Genomic DNA, 20,690 nt, shown 5'->3' with positions numbered 1-20,690 from the left:
GGCCCGGGACGCACCAGCCACCGCCCAGCGAGCACCGGCCACGGCAGCGGTCGGGCTGACCTGGGTCAGACGGCGGCGAGGACGGCGGCTTCCAGGCGGGCCCGGGTGGCGTCGTCCGGCCAGCCGCCCACCAGGTAGAAGGCGTCGACCACGTCGGCGCCGAGGGTGGAGATGCGCGCCGCGCGGACCAGGGCGCCCGCCTCGTCGAGCGCGCAGGCGACCCGGTAGAGCAGCCCGGCGGCGTCGGCCGCGCGGAGTTCGAGCAGCACCGCGTCGGTGGCGGCCTCGCGGTGCCAGACGACCCGGGGGGCGGCACCGCTGCCCCGGGCGGCGAGCGCACGACCGCGCAGCCGCTGGGTGACCGACACGTCGCCGGCGACCGCGCGACGGAGGTCGGCGCGCAGCGGGACCGGATCGGCCGGCAGGCCGTAGCGGGGTTGCACCCGGCACTCGACCAGGGCTCGGCCGTCGACCACGGAGGCGTCCGCCGAGAGCACCTCCAGTCGGTGCAGGGCCAGGCAGCCGGCCACCGTGGCGAGCAGTCCACGCCGGTCGGCGGCGGCCACCGCCACCCGGTCTCCGGTCAGGTGGACGACCGGCAGCGGACCGGCCAGCAGCGCCGGATCCGGGGCGGGTGGCTCGGGCAGCACGCCGGTGTCCAGCGCGGTGCGGACGCGGCCGACCAGCTCGGCGACCAGTCGGCCCTTCCAGTCCGACCAGGCGGCCGGCCCGGTGGCCGCGGCGTCCGCGCGGACGAGCGCGTGCAGCAGGTCGAGGGTGCCGGTGTCCCCCACCGCCTCGGCGACCGACGCGATGGTGACCGGATCGGCGAGGTCCCGTCGGGTGGCCACGTCGGGCAGGAGCAGGTGCAGCCGGACCAGCGTGCCGATCAGCTCGACCTCCGGGGCGGGCAGCCCGACCCGGGTCGCCACCGTCTCGGCGAGCGGCACCCCGACGGTGCTGTGGTCACCGGGCAGGCCCTTGCCGATGTCGTGCAGCAGAGCGCCGAGCAGCAGCAGGTCGGGGCGGTCCACCTCGCGGGTGTGCCGGCTGGCCTCGTGGGCCGCCTGCACGAGATGCCGGTCCAGGGTGTAGCGGTGCACCGGATTGTGCTGGGGCAGACTGCGCAGCCTGGTCCACTCGGGCAGCCAGCCGTCCACCAGCCCGTACCGGTCGCAGGTCTCCCAGGCCGGCACCAGGCCGGGACCGGCGCCCAGCAGCGTGGTCAGCGCGGCCCGGGCCTCGGCCGGCCAGGGCGCGGGCAGCGGTGGGCAGTACGCCGCCAGCCACTCGCAGGTGGCCCGCGCGATCGGCAACCGGGTCGTGGCCGCCGCGGCGGCCACCCGCAGCGACAGGCTCGGGTCGGGGCGCGCGCCGATCGCCGTGCGGGCCAGCACCAGCTCTCCGTCGTGCTCGACCACGTCCCGGGCCACGGGCCGGCGCACGGGAGCGCCGTTCCCGCCCCGGGAGCGGCCGGAGCGCAGCCGGTCGGCGGCGCGGAAGGCGTCGTCGAGGGCGTGGCTGACCGTGCGCGCGTCCCCGGCCACCCGACGGAGGAGGGCGTCGCCGTCCTCCGCCCCGAGCAGCGCGGCGACACCCGCGCGTTCCTGGGCGACCAGCCGGTCGACCCGGCGACCGACCTGCTGGTGCAGGGCGTCGCGGGTGTCCAGCAGTCGCAGGTGGGCCGCGCGGACGGCGGGGCGCAGCGCGTCGGTGATCCCGGCTGCGGAGATCGCGCGCAGCAGTCCCACGTCGCGCAGCCCGCCGGCGGCCTCCTTCAGGTCACCCTCGAGGAGGAAGGCCAGCTCACCGTGCGCCTGCCAGCGGGCGACGGTGACCTCCCGCAGGCCCGGCAGCTGGCGGACGGCGGTACGCCGCCAGTGATCGGCGGCGGTGCGGATCAGGGCGTCGGCGAGTGCCTGGTCGCCGACCACCAGGCGGGCGTCGAGCAGCCCGAGGGCGACCTTGACGTCGTCCTGGGCCACCGAGAGGGCCTCGGAGACGGTCCGCACCGAGTGGTCCAGGCGCAGGCCGGCGTCCCAGATCGGATACCAGACCGAGGCCGCCAACTCGTCGGTGCCGGGCACCCCGGCGTGCAGCAGCACCAGGTCGAGGTCGCCGTAGGGGGCGCACTGCCGCCGCCCAACCCCCCGACGGCCATCAGCGCGACCCCGTCGCGCGCCGGCAGCAACCCGCGCAGGAAATCGTCGTACGCGGCCGCCCGCGCCCGTCGGGCGGCCTCCCCGATCCCCCCGGGAACGCCGACGACCTCGTTGATCAAGAGGTTCGCGTCGCCGTCACCGGCGTGCCCTGACGCGTCCTTCTTGATCAACGAGGTCATGTCGTCGTGGCCCGGATCAGAGGGCGTCGAGGCCGCGCTCGCCGGTACGCACCCGGACGACCTCCTCGACACCGGTGACCCACACCTTGCCGTCGCCGATCTTGCCCGTGCGGGCGGCGCCGACGATGGCGTCCACGATCTTTTCCACGTCGATCTCGTCGGTGAGCACCTCGACCCGGATCTTGGGCAGGAACTCGACCGTGTACTCGGCACCCCGGTAGACCTCGGTGTGCCCCTTCTGCCGTCCGTACCCCTGGACCTCGCTGACGGTCAGCCCGGCGACGCCCAGGGCGTGCAGAGCCTCCTTCACCGCGTCCAGCTGGTACGGCTTGATGACCGCGGTCACCAGCTTCATGTCCAACCCCTCCATCCCAGGAACGTTAACCGGCGACCTTGGCGCTGACCGGCTCGGTGGACTCGGTCTCCGGCGTGGCACCGCTCGGCGTGCCGCCACCGGGGGTGCCGATGCCGGCCATCGCGAACGCGCCGCCCGTGCCGCCGCCGGCCGGGGACAGGTCGTAGCTGCTCTCGGCGTGCTCGGCGATGTCGATGCCCTCGACCTCGGCCTCACCCTTGACGCGGAAGCCGATCGTCTTCTCGATGACGAAGGCGAGCACCCAGGCGATGCCGAACGACCAGGCGGTGACGACCAGGCCGGCGAGGGCCTGCCGACCGAGCTGGGTCGCGCCGCCGCCGTAGAACAGGCCGTCGGAGGCGCCCACCACGTCGCTGATCGCGGCGTTCACCGAATTGGTGGCGAACAGGCCCAGCCACAGCGAGCCGATCCAGCCGCCGACGAAGTGCACGCCGACAACGTCGAGGGAGTCGTCGTAGCCGAACCGGTACTTGAGGCTGACCGCGAGCGCGCACACGACCCCGGCGACGATGCCGAGCAGCACGGACGCCCACGGGGCGATGAAACCACACGCCGGGGTGATGGCGACCAGGCCGGCGATGGCACCGGACGAGGCGCCCACCATCGTCGGCTTGCGGTCCTTGACCCACTCGACCGCGATCCAGCCGAGCACCGCGGCCGCGGTGGCGAGCTGGGTGTTGATGAAGGCGAGGCCGGCGACCGAGTCGACGGTCAGCTCCGAACCGGCGTTGAACCCGAACCACCCGAACCACAGCAGACCGGCGCCGAGCGCGACGAGCGGAATGTTGTGCGGCTTCATGCCCTCGCGGGGCCAGCCGAGCCGCTTGCCGAGCACCAGCGCCACGGCCAGAGCCGCCGCACCGGCGTTGATGTGCACCGCGGTGCCGCCGGCGAAGTCCAGCGCGTGGAGGTCGGCGCCGATGAAGCCGCCGCCCCACACCCAGTGGGCGACCGGGAAGTAGACCAGGGTGGCCCAGCCGAACGCGAACAGCAGCCAGCCGGCGATCTTGGCCCGGTCGGCGATGGCGCCGCTGATCAGCGCCACGGTGATCACGGCGAAGACCATCTGGAAGGCCATGAACACGTAGAGCGGGATGCCGATGCCGCTGGGGTTCTCCGTCGTGGCACCCCACAGGTCGGTCTCGGCGAGGAACGTCTTGGTACCGAGGTACGTGCTCGGGTCACCGATGATGCCGCTCTGATCGGTGCCGAAAGCAACGCTGAAGCCGTAGAACCACCACAGAACAGAGATGAGCCCGATGGCCGTGAAGCTCATCATCATCATGTTGAGTACGCCCTTGGCCCGGTTGAGGCCGCCGTAGAACAGCGCCAGTCCCGGGGTCATGAGCAGCACGAGCGCGGTCGAAACCAGCAGCCACGTGGTATTGGCGCCGTCGATCGTCGGTGCTTCAGGCACGCTGGCCTCCTAAAGGTGAAGTCCTCCTTCGCGGCTTTCCGGGGCAGCGTCGCCCGTAGGCCGGTTGCGCGGAAGCTTCGCGGCCGGCTGTTTCACCAAGGGTCCCGTGCGGGTTTCCGTCTCGTGACCAGTTGTTTCGGACGTGTCACGAACTCCGCACAGTCATCAGCATGGACGACTGTGGATCGACCGGACGTCGAACGTCGATGGCTGACCGGCCAGCGGCATCGACCGGTGCGCGTGACGGACCCGACCGAGCATCGACCGGACGGCGCTCAGCGGAGGGCGTTCTCCAGCGCGTGCCGCTCGTAGTCGAGCAGCCGCAGATCACGCATCGGCCGCCGCAGGTGCCCCTTGTGCACGATCCGGACGAACGCCGGCTCACCGGCGGCGGCCATCCGGCGGATGCCCTCGACGTGGTCCACGATCCGCTTGCGGATGGTGCGGATCAGCCGGTGCCGGTCCCGCGGGATCAACCCGTACGCATCGGCGAAGAGCCGCAGCCGGCGCGGCCGGTCCGGGTGCTTCCAGCCCAGCGTGATCGAGTCCCGGTCGGCGAAGATCGGCACCCACGTCCACGCGGCGTACGCCACGTCGTAGATCCGGGCGCCGGGCGAGGCGAGGTCGAAGTCGATCAGCCCGAGCGTGCCGTCGGGCCGCCAGATCACGTTGTGCGGCGCGGCGTCGTGGTGGCAGATCACCTCGGTGTCCGGCGGCGGGGGCCCGAACGAGCGCCAGACCGCGTTCGGCGGCGGGGCGAAGCCGTACTGCGCGTCGTGGAACATCCGCAGCATCGTGGCGACGGTGACCAGCGCCTCGTCGGTCACCCAGTGCGGGGCGAGCGGGTACTCCCCGCACTCCCCCTCCAGGTACGACAGCACCTCCCGGTTGCGCTCGTCCATGCCGAGCGCCCGGGGTGCGCCGGTGAACCCGACGTACTCCAGGTGGCGCAGCAGGGCGTGCACGGACGGGGTCCACGGCCCGGCGTTACGACGGACCGTGTCACCGACCCGGACCACGGTGCTCACGTTGCCGCCGTGCAGCGGGATCTCCTGCGAAGTCACGTACGGTCTCCCGAGGCGCTGCGAGGGGTGGCCGGGGTCGCGCCAGCCCGTGTACGCGCGATCGTCAGTGGTCACCCGAGACTACGCGTCCCGTCCGGCCGGCTCGCTGCCCAGCAGCGCGTCGACGAACTGCGCCGGGTCGAACGGTGCGAGGTCGTCCTTGCCCTCACCGAGGCCGACGAGCTTCACCGGGATGCCGAGCTTGCGCTGCACGGCGATCACGATGCCGCCCTTCGCGGTGCCGTCGAGCTTGGTCAGCACCACGCCCGTCACGTTGACGACCTCGGTGAACACCCGGGCCTGCTCCAGACCGTTCTGGCCGGTCGTGGCGTCGAGGATGAGCAGCGTCTCGTCGATGGGCCCCTGCTTCTCCACCACGCGCTTGACCTTGCCCAGCTCGTCCATCAGGCCGACCTTGTTCTGCAGGCGGCCGGCGGTGTCGATGAGCACGGTGTCCACGCCGGTGTCGATGCCGCGCTTGACCGCGTCGAACGCGACGCTGGCCGGGTCGGCCGCCTCCGGGCCGCGCACGGTCTCCGCACCGACCCGCTCACCCCAGGTCTGCAACTGGTCGGCGGCGGCGGCCCGGAAGGTGTCGGCGGCGCCGAGCAGCACGGTCCGGCCGTCGGCGACCAGCACCCGGGCGATCTTGCCGCAGGTGGTGGTCTTGCCGGCGCCGTTGACGCCGACGACAAGCACCACCGCGGGCACGCCGTCCTTCGGGGCGGTCCGCAGCGAACGGTCCATGCCGGGGTCGAGGGCGTTGACCAGCTCGGCGGCGAGCAGCGCGCGCAGCTCACCGGCCGAGCGGGTGCCCAGCACCCGGGTCCGCTCGCGCAGCCGGTCGACGATGTCGCGGGTCGCGTCGACGCCGACGTCGGCGGTGATCAGGCTGTCCTCGATCTCCTCCCACACGTCCTCGTCGAGGTGGTCGCGGGCGAGCAGGCCGAGCAGGCCCTTGCCGAACACGTTCTGCGAACGCGACAGCCGCGAGCGGAGCCGCACCAGGCGGCCGGCGGTCGGCTCGGGCACCTCCACCGTCGGGGCGGGCGCCTCGATGACCGGCGGCGGCTCGACCAGGACACCGGTGGACAGATCGGACTCCGGCGCCTCGACCGGCGGGCCGGCGAGGTCCTCCTCGGCGCGGGTGTCGACCTCGGTGCGCGGAAGCGGGGGCTCGGGCCGCCGCCGCAAGCGCGGCACGACCAGCCCGACTGTGCCGGCGATCAGCACACCGAGCAGGACCAGAGCGAGGACGAGATATTCGGCCATGCCGGAATCCTGTCAGATGCCGGCGACGGCGTCCCAGCCACCGCACCCCGGGCGGTGCCCGGAGTCTCAGCCACCGCACCCGCTGGCGGTGCCCGGAGTCTCAGCCACCGCACCCGCGGGCGGTGCCCGGAGTCTCAGCCACCGCACCCGCGGACGGTGCCCGGAGTCTCCACCACCGCGCCCGGCCGGCCTCCGGAACCGGCGGTAGGCTCGCCGCATGCCCGCCGCACACCTCTTGATCGGCCCACTTCTGCGGCGAGTGGTCGACACCCGGGCGACGATCTGGGTGGAGACCGCCGCGCCCGCCGTGGTCACCGTCCGCACCGCCGACGGCGCCACCGGCACCGCACCCACCTTCTCGGCGTACGACCACCACTACGCCCTCGTCGTCGTGGAGGGGCTCACCCCGGACAGCGCGACGACCTACGAGGTGCTTGTCGACGACGAGCTGGTCTGGCCGGTCGAGAGCAGCGGCTTTCCGCCAAGCGTGATCCGCACACGGGCGGCCGACGACCTGGACCAGCCGGTCAACCTGATCTTCGGCTCCTGCCGGGAGACCACCCAGCACGCCACCACCCGCAAGCTGCCGCCGGACGCCCTGGACGCGTACGCCCGCCGGTTGATGGCCGACCCCGACTCGAACGCGCTGCCCGACCTGCTGGTGCTGCTCGGTGATCAGGTGTACGCCGACGTCACGTCCCCGACCGTGCGGCGGCTGCTGCGGCGGCGTCGGCGGCGTCCCAAGGGCGCGCCGGCCGACCAGGTGGTGAGCTTCGACGAGTACACCAAGCTCTATCTGGAGTCGTGGCGTGATCCGGAGATCCGCTGGCTGCTCTCCACCGTGCCGAGCGTGATGATCTTCGACGATCACGAGATCATCGACGACTGGAACACCTCGGCGGCGTGGCGTGCCGAGATGCGCGAGCAGCCCTGGTGGGCCGAGCGGATCGGCAGCGGGCTGGCCTCGTACTGGGTCTACCAGCACCTGGGCAACCTCTCCCCGGAGGAGATCGCCGCCGACCCGGTCTTCGCCAAGGTCGCCGCCGCGGAGGACGCCACGAGCGTTCTGCGCGAGTTCGGGCACCGGGTCGACCAGGAGTCCGACCTGGCACACGACACCGAGCGCTGGCGCGCGGTGCAGTACCAGTGGAGTTACGCGCTCGACCTGGGACGCACCCGGCTGGTCATGCTCGACAACAGGTGCAGCCGGGTGCTGGAGCCGGGCAGCCGCGCCATGCTGCCGCCGGGTGAGTGGTCGTGGTTCCTCGACCAGGCGCACGGCGTCTACGACCACCTGGTGGTCGGCGCCTCGCTGCCCTGGCTGCTGCCCCAGGGCATCCACCACATCGAGGCGTGGAACGAGAAGCTGGCCGACTCGCGCCGGCCCTGGGTGGCCCGGGGGGCCGAGAAGCTGCGCCGGGCACTCGACCTGGAGCACTGGGCGGCGTTCCGGCGCTCCTTCGAGGCGCTCGGGGAGACCTTCGCCCGGATCGGCACCGGCACTCCGAGACAGTCCGGCGCCCGGGTCGGGGCCGGGCCGGCGTACGCCCCACCGGCGTCGATAAGCGTGCTCTCCGGGGACGTGCACCACTCGTACGTGGCACGGGCCCGGTTCGCCGATTCCACGGTGGTCACGCCTGTGCACCAGCTCACCTGCTCGCCGATCCACAACCAGGTGCCGGCCGGCATCCGTCCGTTGATGCGGTTGGGCTGGTCGTCCGGGCCGGCGGGCGCCACCCGGGCGCTGGCCCGTTCGGCGGGTGTCCGACGCCCGGGGGTGCGCTGGCGCAAACTGGCCGGCCCCTACTTCGGCAATGCCGTCGCCACCCTGACCCACCGGGGCCGGCACGCCGAGGTGACAATCGAGGGCACCACGAGCGACGGGCACCTGCGGCCGGTGATGAGCCGCCGCCTCTCCGGCGACGACTGAGCGCGCCCCGCCGTACTCTCTAGCCCGTGGACGAGCACCTGCCGGAGCCGATCCGGGCCGTCGAGCACGAGCTGACCGCCCTGCTGCGCCGGGGACGGGCGGTTTCCTGGGAGATCGCCCGGGAGGTGCACCCGAACCTGGAACCGAACACGTACGGGCTGCTGCTCTGGTTGCGGCGCAGTGGATCGATCCGCCTGACCGAGCTGGCGGCGCGGCTCGGCGTGGGCAAGGGAACGCTGAGCCGGCAGATCAACGGGCTGGAGGCCCTCGGTCTGGTGCACCGCGACCCGGATCCGAGTGATCGACGGGCGGCCCAGATCAGCCTGACCGAGGAGGGCCAGCGCCGGTTCGACGTCGCCCGTTCCGCCCGCCTGGGCGAGTTCCTCCGTGCTCTGGACGACTGGCCGTCGCGGGACGTCGAGGAGTTCGCCCGGCTGCTGGGCCGGTTCAACGATTCCTGGAGATGACCTCCGAGGGTGGGGAATGTCCCACTCGCCCGCCTGGTTGTTGCTTGAGGCAACCATAACCGTACGGTTGCCCCAGGCAACTCCCAGGCGGGGATCCGCAGTGCGGCCCGCCACCTCTACTCCACTCGGAGGCAGTACACGATGAGCCAGGCGACAGCGTCTCGGGCGCCCGCCGTCGACATGACCCACCGGCAGATCCTGGAGGCCCTCTCCGGCCTGCTGCTGGGCCTGTTCGTCGCGATCCTCTCGTCCACGGTCATCTCGAACGCGCTGCCGCGCATCATCACCGAGTTGCACGGCGGCCAGTCCGCGTACACCTGGGTGGTCACCTCGGCCCTGCTCGCGACCACCGCGACCACCCCCATCTGGGGCAAGCTCGCCGACCTGACCAGCAAGAAGACCCTGGTCCAGCTCGCCCTCGGGGTCTACGTGCTGGGCTCGGTGCTGGCCGGCCTCGCCCAGGGCACCGGCGAGCTGATCGCGTGCCGGGTGGTCCAGGGCGTCGGCGCCGGTGGCCTCACGGCCCTGGCCCAGGTGATCATGGCGACGATGATCTCGCCGCGCGAGCGGGGCCGCTACAGCGGCTACCTCGGCGCCGTGATGGCCGTCGGCACCATCGGCGGACCGCTGATCGGCGGCGTGATCGTCGACACCTCGTGGCTCGGCTGGCGCTGGTGCTTCTACGTCGGCGTGCCGTTCGCCATCGCCGCGCTTGTCGTGCTCCAGAAGACCCTGCACCTGCCGGTGATCAAGCGCAAGGCACAGATCGACTGGTGGGGCGCCACCCTGATCACCGCGGCCGTCTCGGTCCTGCTGATCTGGGTCTCGCTCGCCGGTGACCAGTTCGCCTGGGCCTCCTGGCAGACCGTCGTCATGGTCGTCGGCGCCCTGCTCCTCGGCGCTCTCGCCATCCGGGTCGAGACCCGGGCCGCCGAGCCGGTGATCCCGCCGCACCTGTTCCGCAGCCGCACGATCACCCTCGCCGTGGTGGCCAGCATCGCGGTGGGCGTGGGTCTGTTCGGCGCGTCGATCTTCCTCGGCCAGTACTTCCAGATCAGCCGGGGCGAGTCCCCGACCATGGCCGGCCTGATGACCCTGCCGATGATCCTCGGCCTGCTGGTCGCCTCGACGGTCGGCGGACGGATCATCACGAGGACCGGCCGCTGGAAGCGGTTCCTGGTGCTCGGCTCGGCGTTGCTCACCGTCGGCTTCGCGCTCATGGGCACGCTGCGCGCGGACACCAGCTTCACCCTGCTCAGCGTCTACATGGCGCTGATCGGTGTCGGCCTGGGCCTGACCATGCAGAACCTCGTCCTCGCCGTGCAGAACACGGTCGGCCCGCACGAGCTGGGCGCCGCGAGCTCGGTGGTCGCGTTCTTCCGCAGCCTGGGCGGCGCGATCGGCGTCTCCGCCCTCGGCGCGGTGCTCGCCCACAAGGTCAAGGACTACACCGCGGACGGGCTGGCCCAGCTCGGCATCCCGGCGTCCAGCTCCGGCAGCGGCGGCACGCTGCCCGACGTGCACACCCTGCCCGGTCCGCTGCGGGCCGTGGTGGAGAGCGCGTACGGCCACGGCGCCGGTGACATCTTCCTGGCCGCCGCCCCCTTCGCGTTGATCGCGCTGATCGCGGTGAGCTTCATCAAGGAGGTGCCGTTGCGCCAGCACAGCGGCAACCCGGTTTCCGGTGCGGTCGACGGGGAATCGAACCTCGTCTCCGGTGTGGTCCGGACCGGCGAGCAGAGGTGAGGTAGAGCGATGAGCGTCGGAGCGCCGGACCGCGAGGAGTACGGCCCTCGGATCAGCCCGCTGCCCTTCGAGCGGGGCACGGACGGCCCACGCGTGGTCATGGTGGGCGTGGACGGCACCCGTACCTCCGCGCGGGCCGGCGCCTACGCCGCCGGGCTGGCCCGCCGGCAGGGCGCCGCCCTGGTGGTGGTCTTCGTCAGCTCGGCGAGTGGGATCACCGCCCTGGTGCCCGGCATGGACGCCAGCGCGATCCAGCGCTCCCACGACGAGTTGGCCGACGAGCTGCGACAGGAGTGCCGGCGGGGGGCCGAGCAGTTGGGCATTCCGGTGACGTTCCTGTGCCGGCGCGGCGACGCGTACGCCGAGCTGTGCGCGGCGGCCGACGAGTTCCAGGCCGACATGGTGGTGGTGGGCGCGTCCGAGCAGGCAGGTCACCGGCTGGTCGGCTCGGTCGCCACCCGGCTGGTCCGCAAGGGTCACTGGCCCGTCGTCGTGGTGCCCTGAAATCCGCTCGCGACCGTCGTACCCGAGCCGCAGGATGGCCCGATGACGACATGGCGAGCACCGAAGATCGACCGCACTCAGGAGCCCTTGGTCGCTGACGAGCGCACCATGCTGGAGGGCTGGCTCGATTACCACCGCGACACCCTGCTGCACAAGTGTGCCGGCCTGACGGCCGAGCAGTTACGCTCGGCGAGCGTCGAGCCGTCCGACCTCAGCCTGCTCGGGTTGGTCCTGCACATGACCGATGTCGAGCGGTCCTGGTTCCGCCAGCGCTTCGCCGGCCAGGACCTGCCCGACCTCTACGACTACGACACGGACAACGACGCCGACTTCCACGCCGCGGCCGGCGCCGATGCCGAGGCCGCCTTCGCCACCTTCCGAGCCGAGGTCGACGCGGCCCGCGCGGTGACCGAGGGACGGTCCCTGGACGAGACGTTCACGCTGCCCCGCAGGGACGGCACCCCCACCTTCAGCCTGCGCTGGGTGTACGTGCACATGATCGAGGAGTACGCCCGGCACAACGGACACGCCGACCTGATCCGGGAGCGCATCGACGGCGTCACCGGCGAGTGAGCGGCCTCAGTGGGTGAGCGCCGCCCGCAGGTAGCGCAGGTCGGCGTGGCCGCCCCAGCGGTGCGCCGACAGCCCGGCGGACCGGGCGCCCCGTACGGCCCAGTCCTCGTCGTCGACGAAGAGCACCCGGGCCGGCGGGGTGGCCAGCGCCTGGCAGGCGGCCTGGAAGTACTCCGGGGCCGGCTTGTGCACCCCGAGCGTCGAGGAGTTGACCACCACGTCCAGTTCGCCGACCAGGCCGAGCGTGGTGAGGTCGGCGTCGAGCAGGTCGGTGGCGTTGGTGGCCAGGCCAACCCGGACACCGGCGGCGCGCACCTCCCGGACGAAGTCGAGCACCTCGGTGTCGACCTCACCCCGGTAGCGCTGCCACTGCTGCACCGCCGCCTGGGCCCGGTCCGGGCCGCCGGCCGGCTCGGCCAGGGCGTCGGCCACACTGCTCATCCAGTCGGCGTGGCTGACCTGCCCGGTGAGCACCGGCTGGAGACGGCCCCACTGCATGGCGATCTCGCTGAGCACACCGTCGGCGAGGCCGTACTCCCGCTCCACCCCGGCGGCCACCGCCGGGTCGAACCGACGCAGTACGCCGTCCAGATCCAGCAGGAGCGCCGTCGCGCGTTCCCGAGCCACTACCCGTTCTCCTCGCCGCGGCGGTGCCGCTGGTCGTCCTCGTCGGCCCGGTTGAGCCGTTGGCTGATCACCTGGGTGACCCCGCTGCGCATGGTCACCCCGTAGAGCGCGTCGGCGATCTCCATCGTCCGCTTCTGGTGCGTGATGACGATCAGCTGACTCTTCTCCCGCAACTGTGCCAGCAACGTGATCAGCCGGCCCAGGTTCACGTCGTCCAGGGCCGCCTCCACCTCGTCCATGATGTAGAACGGGCTCGGCCGGGCGCGGAAGATCGCCACCAGCATGGCCACCGCGGTCAGCGACCGCTCGCCACCGGAGAGCAGCGACAGCCGCTTGATCTTCTTACCCGGCGGGCGGGCCTCGACCTCGACGCCTGTGGTGAGCAGGTCCTCGGGGTCGGTGAGGATCAGCCGCCCCTCACCGCCGGGGAAGAGCACCGTGAACACCTGCTCGAACTCCCGGGCCGTGTCCTCGAACGCGCTGGCGAAGACCTCCAGGATCCGCTCGTCCACGTCCTTGACCACGGTGAGCAGGTCCCGCCGGGTCGCCTTGAGGTCCTCCAACTGCTCGGAGAGGAACTTGAAGCGCTCCTCCAGCGCGGCGAACTCCTCAAGCGCCAGCGGGTTGACCTTGCCGAGCAGGGCCAGCTCGCGTTCCGCCTTGGCGGCCCGCTTCTCCTGCACCGGCCGCTCGTAGCGGACCGGCTCGGGCACCGGCAGCCCGTCGCGCTCGGCCGCCGCCACGTCCGCCTGGGTCGGCGGGACGGGCTGGGTGGGGCCGTACTCGGCGACGAGCGTCTCCACGTCCAGCCCGAAGTCCTCGGCGGCCTTCGCCTCCAACTGCTCGATGCGCAGGCGCTGCTCCGCGCGGGCCACCTCGTCGCGGTGCACCTGGCTGGTCAGCCGTTCCAGCTCCGCGCCGAGCCGCTTGGCCGCTCCGCGTACCTCCTGCAGCTCGGCCTCGCGGGCGGCGCGCTCCCGCGCGACGGCGTCGCGGTGCTCCTCGGCGGCCGCGATCGACGTGGTGAGGCGGGTGAGCGCCTCCCGGGCGCCGCCGGCGACGGCCCGGGCGATGCCCGCGCCCCGGGTGCGCGCGGCCCGCCGCGCCGCGGCGCGTTCCCGGGCGGCCCGCTCCGCGGTGGCCTGCCGGGCCAGCGAGTCGGCCCGACCGGCGATCGAGGAGACCCGCTCCTCGGCGGTACGCACGGCGAGCCGGACCTCCATCTCGTTCTGCCGGGCCTGCGGCACCATCGCGGCGAGCTGGTCGCGCTCCTCGGCCGAGGGCTCGGCGTCGACGGGGGTCTCCTCGGCCAGCCGCAGCCGCTCCTCCAGCTCGTCGAGCGTGGCGAGGTCCCGCTGCCGGGCCGCCTCCGCCCGGGCCCGGGACTCGCCCAGCCGGTCCGTCTCCGCCTTCGCCGAGCGGGCAGCCGCGCCCAGCTCGGCGAGCCGGCGGGCGGCGGCGTTGCGGTGGCTCTCCGCCTCGCGCTTCTCGGCGGCGGCGTGCTGCACGGTCTCCTTGGCGGAGGCCACCTCGGCACGCGCCTCGACGAGCTGGTCGCGCAGCTCCGCCCCGGAGCGTTCGGCGGCGAGCCGGTTGGTGCGGGCCTCCTCGACGGCCGCCTGCACCTCGATGTAGCTGGGGGCCTTGGCCGACCCGCCGGCCGCCGCGTACGCCCCGACGACGTCCCCGTCCGGGGTGACGGCCCGCAGTTCGGGGTTGCCGGCGACCAGCTCGGCGGCGGCGGCGAGATCGTCGACAAGGGCCACGTCGCGCAGCGCCCGGTGCACTGCCGGACGAATGTCGGGCGTGCACTCCACCAGGTCGGGGGCCCAGCGGGCGCCGTCGGGGAGCTTCGGACGCAGCGCGTCGGCGGAGCCGGTCATGCCCGGCCCGGCCGGGCTGCCGACCAGCAGACCGGCCCGGCCGGCGTCGGAGATCTTCAGCAGCCGCATCGCCTCGACGGCCTCGTCGACTCCGCTGACGGCGACCGCGTCGGCGAGCCCGCCGAGCGCGGCGGCCAGCGCGGCCTCGTGCCCCGGCGCGACGGTGAGCAGCCCGGCGAGGCTGCCGAGCAGGCCCGGAACGTCGTCGGCGCGGGCGAGCAGCGCTCCCGCGCCGTCCTTGCGCCGCAGCCCCAGGGCGAGCGCCTCCTCGCGGGCCTTCCAGGTGGCGGCGTCCTTCTCGGCGGCCCGCTCGGCGTCGGCAAGCGACCGGACGGTCGCCTGTGCCCGCTCCTGGACGGCGACCGCCTCGGCGTGCCGGGCGTCCAGGTCGGCGTTGTCCCGGTCCGCCTCGGTGGACTGCGCGGCCACCGCGTCCAGATCGGCCTGCGCCTGCTCGGCGCGGCCGAGCGCGTCGGCGTGCGCGACGGCGAGGCGTTCGATCTCCTCGCCGGCGCTCGTGGTGCGGGCGCGGGCCGAGTTGACCTGGCCGGTGAGGCGGGCCATGCCCTCACGCCGGTCGGCGATGGCCTTCGCGGCGGCGACCAGCTCCCGCTCGGCGGCGGCGAGCTGCCGTTCCAGCTCCTGGCGGTGCTCGACCGCCTCGGCGAGCCGGATCTGGTCGTCGGTGAGCGCCGCGCGCAGCTCCTCCTCCTGCTCGCGGACCCGCTCGGCCTCGGCCTCCAGCTGGTCGGGGTCGCGGCCGGGCCGCTCGTCGTCGCCGGTGGCGCTGAGGTGCCGCAGTCGCTCCCGGGCGAGCTGCTCGATCGAGCGGAAGCGCTCCTGGAGGGCGGAGAGCTTGTACCAGGTGTCCTGGGCGGCGGCGAGCAGCGGAGCGTCCTCGGCGAGGGCGGCCTCCAACTCGCCGAGCCGGCCCTGCACCTCGGCGTGCTCGCCCTCGATCTGCTCACGCCGCTCCCGCAGCGCGGTCTCGTCGGCGATCTCCCGGTCCAGGGTGGTCCGCAGGGTGGCCAGGTCGTCGGCGAGCAGTCGCAGCCGGGCGTCGCGCAGGTTGGCCTGGATGGCGGCGGCACGCCGGGCCACCTCCGCCTGCCGGCCCAGCGGCTTGAGCTGGCGACGCAGCTCGGCCGTGAGGTCGGTGAGCCGGTTGAGGTTCACCTGCATGGCGTCGAGCTTGCGCAGCGCCTTTTCCTTGCGCTTGCGGTGTTTGAGGACGCCTGCCGCCTCCTCGATGAACGCCCGACGGTCCTCCGGCTTGGCGTGCAGCATGCCGTCGAGCCGGCCCTGGCCGACGATGATGTGCATCTCCCGGCCGATGCCGGAGTCGGACAGCAGCTCCTGGATGTCGAGCAGGCGGCAGGAGTTGCCGTTGATCTCGTACTCGCTCTCGCCGGAGCGGAACATCCGGCGGGTGATGGAGACCTCGGTGTACTCGATGGGCAGCGCGCCGTCGGTGTTGTCGATGGTGAGGGTGACCTCGGCCCGGCCCAGCGGCGCGCGGCCGGCGGTGCCGGCGAAGATGACGTCCTCCATCTTGCCGCCGCGCAGCGCCTTCGCGCCCTGCTCGCCGAGCACCCAGGCGATGGCGTCGACGACGTTGGACTTGCCGGAGCCGTTCGGGCCCACCACGCAGGTGATCCCGGGCTCCAGCTTCAACGTCGTGGCGGAGGCGAAGGATTTGAAGCCCTTCACCGTCAGGCTCTTGAGATACACCTACTCGATCCTCGTCCGGTGGCCGCCGTACCGTCGCCGGCTGCGGGGACCTGGGTGAACCCGCAGACTAACCCGGTGGCGGGAGCGACCCGGCACGCGACCCGCCCCGGGGCCGTGTCGACGGCGAGCGCGCTGCTCGCACGGCAGCGACGAGAAAGACAAACTCCGTTCATGATCGGCCCGCCGGTCGGGGCGTTTCGGCGAAACAGTGCGTGCGGTTATCCCGGGGCCGGTCACAAGATCAGAAATGGTCGGACGCGAAAGGCGCCGGACAGCGTTGCGCGCCGGCACAGAGGTGTCGGCGCGCATTTTTGCGGTGGTGCTGCGATTCAGTTTTCCGACCCGAAGATCAGGTCAGCGCCGGCTCGGCGAGACGGAGCAGGTCGTCCGCTTCCGCCGCAGCCGCCGCGAGCCGATCATTGTCGGCACGCAGACGCGTGATCTCGAACTCCAGTGCCTGAACCCTGGCACGCAGTCGGGTGACCTCGTCGAGCAGACGCCGGTCGGGCGCTGCACCTACGTGGCCGTAGAGGGCCTTCGCCATGCTGACTCCTTGATATGCGCTGCCGGAAAGGCCGGCCAAACGCGCGCCCAATTTTGTACGCGGCTGTCATTCCAGCTGTATCTGGGCATGACCGGGCGCGACTGGCGACACCTATATATTGAGCCGCAAACCCCTCCTTCGTCAAGTTCTCGCAGGCCGTAGATCATCTCTACGTCGACCTGTCCACTTGTCGGGGGGCTGCCGCAAGGCACGGACACGCTCTGTCCGGACACCTTTACTGTACGCCCGGATTCGGGGAAGTCAGCGCCTTGACGTCCGACTTGCTCTTAACTCTTCCTTAGCCACGTTGCCGCAGGTCGCGGCCGAGTCGTAGCGTCACCCCGGCCCGCAACCGACCCCGTGGAGGCAAAGGCGTGTACGGCTGGACCGACCCGATGGACCCGAACGGCGCCCCCCGGCGCGCCGAGCGGCCGACCGACGAGCCGGACTGGCTGCGCGACCGCCCGGAGCCCCGCTCGGCCTACCTCTTCGGGGACGACCCCGACCAGCCCGGCGAGGAGTGGCACCGCGCGGAGCCCACCGCCCGCTGGCAGCCCGCGCCCCCGACCGCACCGGTCGAGGCACCCGGCACCGGCCGGCCGGGCCACGAACGCGGTGACGACCCGACCGGCGGCTGGCGCGACGACACCCGGCCGACCGAGGTCGACGGCGGCTGGCGTACCGAGGCCGACGCGCAGACCGGCGGCGGCTGGCGTGCCGAGGCCGCGCAGACCGGCGGCGGCTGGCGTACCGAGGCCGACGCGCAGGCCACCGGCGGCCGGAGCGGCGCCGGTCGGCCCGGCGAGGGGCGGCACCGCTCGCCCCGGCGCTGGCGTCGCCCCTTGATGATCGGCGGCGCCGCCGCGGCAGCCACCCTCGTGGTGAGCGTCGGCGTCGGCGCGCTCGCGATGCCCCGCGGCGACGGCCCGGCCGACGAGCCCACAGCCGTCGACGACACCGTCGCCGCCGCGCCCGCGGTCCCGACCGACCAGCCGGCGGGTGACACGCTTGTCGCACCCTCCCCGACCAGCTCGCCCAGCGCGGCACGGCCGAGCCCGTCGCCGAGCAGGGTGGTCAAGCCGACCCCGGCCGCGTCGCGGACCACCGCCACGTCACGGCGCACCGCCGAGCGCAGCAAGGCCCCCAGCACCACAAGTGGCTCCGGGGGCGCCAGCGGCACCGTCGGCACCCAGGCCCAACAGGTGGTGGACCTGGTCAACGCCGAGCGGGCCAAGGCCGGCTGCAAGGCGCTGAGCATCGACGACAAGCTGATGACCGCAGCCCAGCGGCACAGCCAGGACCAGGCCGACCACCAGAACATGTCGCACACCGGCAGCGACGGCAGCGACACCGGCGTCCGGTTGGACCGCGTCGGCTACGCCTGGCGCACCTACGGCGAGAACGTGGCGTGGAACCAGAAGACGCCGGCCGCCGTGATGGACGCCTGGATGAACAGCTCCGGGCACCGGGCCAACATCCTCAACTGCGCGTTCACCGAGATCGGCGTCGGCATCGCCAGCAGCAACGGGCCGTACTGGACGCAGGTCTTCGCGGCGCCGCGCTGAGGGCGCGTCGTCCGCGCTCCCGCGCTCGTTGGACCCGGTGAGGTACGCCGGGCCGGACGTGGGGTCGGCGTACCGGTGTGGGCGGCGACCGGCCGCCCGGGACACGGGAGCTGCCGATGCGGATCCGGCCGCGGCGACCTGCCGCCGTACGCCCGCTGCGCCGGATCGTGTCGGCAGGCGTCGTGCTCGTCCTGGTGGTGCCGGCGTACGGGTGCCGGCGCGAGCTGACCCCGCCGGGCGCGCCCACCCCGTGGCCGGCCGCGCAGGCCCGCCACTGGCAGTGGCAGTGGCAACTCGACGGCCCGCTCGACCCGACCGTGGACGCCGACGTCTTCCTGCTCGACCCGGTGGCCACCACCGCCGCGCAGACGGCCGAGCTGCGCACCCGTGACCGGCGGCTGATCTGTCAGGTGCCCGTCGGCTCGGTGCGCTCGACCGACCCGGACGCCAGCCGGGTGCCCGCCGCCGTGCAGGGCGCGCCCGGCCCTCGGCCGGGCAGCCGGTGGCTGGACGTGCGGGCGTGGGACGCGCTGGAGCCCGTGCTGGCCGACCGGTTCCGGCTGTGCCGCGGCAAGGGGTTCGGCGCGGTGGCGCTTGCCGACGCCGACGGGTACGCCCACCGCAGCGGTTTCCCCCTGGGCTTCGACGACCAACTGCTGTTCAACCGCCGGCTGGCCCAGTTGGCCCGCGCACTGGACCTCTCCCCCGGGCTGGTCAACGACGTGCCGCAGCTCGCGGCGCTGGCGCCGGACTTCGACTTCGTGGTCAACGAGGAGTGCGTCCGGCTGGACCAGTGCGCCAAGCTGCTGCCGTTCGTGGACGCGGGCAAGCCGGTCTTCCACGTCGAGTACACCGGGTCGACCGACGACTTCTGCGTCACCACTGTCGGCTACGGCTTCGCGTCGATCCGCAAGGAGCGGGCGTTGGACGCCTGGCGGGAACCCTGCGCGCTGCCCTGACCTCCGGCCGCGTATCGCTGCGCGGTGGGGGGCGCGACACGGCGGTGCCCCCGTCCACTGTCGCGAACGGGGGCACGGCGGCGGGGTCAGCCGGTGGTGGACGGGCTGCGCTCGGTCGGCGTGCGCGGGGACGGCACCTCGGCCTGTTCCGCGCTGAGCGGGGTGGCCAGGTTCTCCAGTGACTGTCCCTCGGCCCGGACGCCGAGCGCCATCTCGACGAGCCCACCGATGATCATCACGATGGCGCCGATCACGAAGGCCAGCACCGTGTCGTCGACCTTGCCGGTGCCGACCAGCTTCGAGAAGAGCAGCGGCCCGGTGATGCCACCGGCGGCCGTGCCGATCGCGTAGAAGAACGCGATGGCCATGGCGCGGGTCTCCATCGGGAAGATCTCGCTCACCGTCAGGTACGCCGCGCTCGCGCCTGCGGAGGCGAAGAAGAGCACGATCCACCAGCAGGCAGTCATGGTGGTGGCGCTGAGCGAGCCGTTGTGGAACAGCCACGCGGTGCCCAGCAGCAGCAGACCGGAGAGCACGTACGTGCCGGCGATCATCGGCACCCGGCCCACCGTGTCGAAGAGCCGGCCCAGCAGCAGCGGACCGGCCAGGTTGCCCACCGCGATCACGGCGAAGTAGTAGCCGCTGTTGCCCGGCTGCACGTCGAAGAAGGTCTCCAGGATCTGGGCGAACCCGAACGTGATCGCGTTGTAGAGGAACGCCTGCCCGATGAACAGCGAGAAGCCCAGGATCGCGCGCTTCGGGTAGCGGGCGAAGAGCGTCCTCGCGATCGACACGAAGTTCGTGCTGCGACGCTGCCGGATGGTGAGGTAGTCGTCCGCCTCGGTGAGCTCCCGGCCGGTCTCCCGTTGGACCTCGGCCTCCACGGAGTCGACCAGCTCGTTCGCCTCGTCCGCCCGGCCGTGGATGAACAGCCAGCGTGGACTCTCCGGGACGTGTCGGCGGACCAGCAGGACCACCACGCCGAGGATGGCGCCCAGGCCGAACGCCACCCGCCAGCCGAGGTTGGTCGGCAGGCCGTTGAGCAGCGGCACCGTCAGCAGGGCACCCATCGCGGCGCCCAGCCAGAAGGTGCCGTTGATGATGATGTCGATCCGGCCGCGGTGCCGGGCCGGGATCAGCTCGTCGATCGCCGAGTTGATCGCCGCGTACTCGCCCCCGATGCCCATCCCGGTCAGGAACCGGAACAGGAAGAACCACCAGGTGTCGAAGGAGAGCGCGGTCAGCGCGGTGGCGACCAGGTACAGCCCCAGGGTCAGCAGGAACAGCTTCTTGCGACCGAACCGGTCCGTGAGCCAGCCGAAGAAGAGCGCGCCCGTGCAGGCGCCGGCCACATAGAGCGCGGCAGCGAGCCCGGTGACCTGGCTCTGGGTGATGTCCAGACCGCTGCCGGGCTCGGCGAGCTTGCCGGACAGGTTGCCGACGATTGTCACCTCGAGGCCGTCGAGGATCCACACCGTGCCCAGACCGATGACGATCATCCAGTGCCAGCGGGACCACGGGAGGCGGTCGAGCCGGGCTGGGACATTTGTGCGTACGGTGCCGGTCTGCACGGTGCTCATGGCGTACTCCGGCGGGGTTTCCGATCCCCCGGCGCGTCGGCCCGCGGAAGGGCCGCCGGGGTGCGCTGTTCGTCCATGCCGGGCCAGATGCCCCGCCCCCCGCCTGGTTAA

The 20,690-nt window shown here is 72.7% G+C and carries 15 protein-coding genes and 1 pseudogene; 7 read left to right on the top strand and 9 right to left on the bottom strand.

Features of this window, described 5'->3' with window-relative positions:
• Positions 1–65: 65 nt before the first annotated feature.
• The 5 genes and pseudogenes from MILUP08_RS08175 to ftsY all read right to left on the bottom strand — a co-directional run bounded on the left by MILUP08_RS08175 (position 66) and on the right by ftsY (position 6,470).
• Positions 66–2,341, bottom strand: a pseudogene (locus tag MILUP08_RS08175) ([protein-PII] uridylyltransferase).
• Positions 2,342–2,357: 16 nt separating this feature from the next.
• Positions 2,358–2,696, bottom strand: coding sequence for a P-II family nitrogen regulator (locus MILUP08_RS08170; protein WP_007456507.1), 339 nt, complete (start codon positions 2,694–2,696; stop codon positions 2,358–2,360).
• A 25-nt stretch (positions 2,697–2,721) separates the two neighbouring features.
• Entirely contained in the window at positions 2,722–4,134 is a 1,413-nt protein-coding gene (locus tag MILUP08_RS08165) for an ammonium transporter (RefSeq protein WP_007456504.1), read from the bottom strand.
• 275 nt (positions 4,135–4,409) lie between these two features.
• The gene (locus tag MILUP08_RS08160) at positions 4,410–5,273 is read right to left on the bottom strand and encodes a phosphotransferase (RefSeq protein ID WP_007456502.1); all 864 of its coding nucleotides are present in this window, start codon (positions 5,271–5,273) and stop codon (positions 4,410–4,412) included.
• Positions 5,274–5,279: 6 nt separating this feature from the next.
• Positions 5,280–6,470 carry a signal recognition particle-docking protein FtsY gene (gene ftsY, locus MILUP08_RS08155; RefSeq protein WP_007456499.1) on the bottom strand — a complete coding sequence of 397 codons (1,191 nt, stop codon included), beginning with the start codon at positions 6,468–6,470 and terminating at the stop codon, positions 5,280–5,282.
• A 217-nt stretch (positions 6,471–6,687) separates the two neighbouring features.
• Between ftsY and MILUP08_RS08150 the strand changes: the two genes are divergently transcribed.
• From MILUP08_RS08150 to MILUP08_RS08130, 5 genes are all read left to right on the top strand, one after another.
• Positions 6,688–8,400 carry an alkaline phosphatase D family protein gene (locus MILUP08_RS08150; protein WP_007456498.1) on the top strand — a complete coding sequence of 571 codons (1,713 nt, stop codon included), beginning with the start codon at positions 6,688–6,690 and terminating at the stop codon, positions 8,398–8,400.
• Between the two features lie 26 nt (positions 8,401–8,426).
• The gene (locus tag MILUP08_RS08145) at positions 8,427–8,867 is read left to right on the top strand and encodes a MarR family winged helix-turn-helix transcriptional regulator (protein WP_007456496.1); all 441 of its coding nucleotides are present in this window, start codon (positions 8,427–8,429) and stop codon (positions 8,865–8,867) included.
• Positions 8,868–9,008: 141 nt separating this feature from the next.
• Positions 9,009–10,613 (top strand): MDR family MFS transporter, encoded by a 1,605-nt coding sequence (locus tag MILUP08_RS08140; RefSeq protein ID WP_007456493.1) that lies wholly within the window; start codon positions 9,009–9,011, stop codon positions 10,611–10,613.
• Positions 10,614–10,622: 9 nt separating this feature from the next.
• Entirely contained in the window at positions 10,623–11,117 is a 495-nt protein-coding gene (locus MILUP08_RS08135; RefSeq protein ID WP_007456491.1) for a universal stress protein, read from the top strand.
• A 42-nt stretch (positions 11,118–11,159) separates the two neighbouring features.
• On the top strand, positions 11,160–11,690 hold the full coding sequence (locus tag MILUP08_RS08130; RefSeq protein WP_007456488.1) for a DinB family protein: 531 nt from the start codon (positions 11,160–11,162) through the stop codon (positions 11,688–11,690).
• Between the two features lie 6 nt (positions 11,691–11,696).
• On the opposite strand, the gene MILUP08_RS08125 is transcribed toward MILUP08_RS08130, so the two are convergent.
• The 3 genes from MILUP08_RS08125 to MILUP08_RS08115 all read right to left on the bottom strand — a co-directional run bounded on the left by MILUP08_RS08125 (position 11,697) and on the right by MILUP08_RS08115 (position 16,475).
• Positions 11,697–12,317, bottom strand: coding sequence for an HAD family hydrolase (locus MILUP08_RS08125; protein ID WP_007456486.1), 621 nt, complete (start codon positions 12,315–12,317; stop codon positions 11,697–11,699).
• Positions 12,317–15,931 carry a chromosome segregation protein SMC gene (smc, locus tag MILUP08_RS08120; protein WP_007456484.1) on the bottom strand — a complete coding sequence of 1,205 codons (3,615 nt, stop codon included), beginning with the start codon at positions 15,929–15,931 and terminating at the stop codon, positions 12,317–12,319. The genes MILUP08_RS08125 and smc overlap by 1 nt, the downstream gene beginning before the upstream one ends.
• A 349-nt stretch (positions 15,932–16,280) precedes the next feature.
• Positions 16,281–16,475: a hypothetical protein gene (locus tag MILUP08_RS08115; RefSeq protein ID WP_007456482.1), complete on the bottom strand. Its 195-nt coding sequence runs from the start codon at positions 16,473–16,475 to the stop codon at positions 16,281–16,283.
• A gap of 374 nt (positions 16,476–16,849) precedes the next feature.
• On the opposite strand from MILUP08_RS08115, the gene MILUP08_RS08110 reads away from it, so the two are divergent.
• A complete protein-coding gene (locus MILUP08_RS08110) occupies positions 16,850–18,040 on the top strand; it encodes a CAP domain-containing protein (RefSeq protein WP_007456478.1) in 1,191 nt (396 codons plus the stop codon).
• 116 nt (positions 18,041–18,156) lie between these two features.
• On the top strand, positions 18,157–18,999 hold the full coding sequence (locus MILUP08_RS08105; RefSeq protein ID WP_007456476.1) for an endo alpha-1,4 polygalactosaminidase: 843 nt from the start codon (positions 18,157–18,159) through the stop codon (positions 18,997–18,999).
• Between the two features lie 86 nt (positions 19,000–19,085).
• Here the strand turns inward: MILUP08_RS08105 and MILUP08_RS08100 are convergent, their stop codons facing one another.
• Positions 19,086–20,579 (bottom strand): MFS transporter, encoded by a 1,494-nt coding sequence (locus tag MILUP08_RS08100; protein WP_007456474.1) that lies wholly within the window; start codon positions 20,577–20,579, stop codon positions 19,086–19,088.
• Positions 20,580–20,690 lie beyond the last annotated feature (111 nt).

This window comes from Micromonospora lupini str. Lupac 08, from assembly GCF_000297395.2.
Classification (GTDB): Bacteria; Actinomycetota; Actinomycetes; order Mycobacteriales; family Micromonosporaceae; genus Micromonospora; species Micromonospora lupini.
The sequence above is the reverse complement of the archived record's forward strand: the minus strand, read 5'-3'. Positions and strand labels throughout refer to the sequence as shown.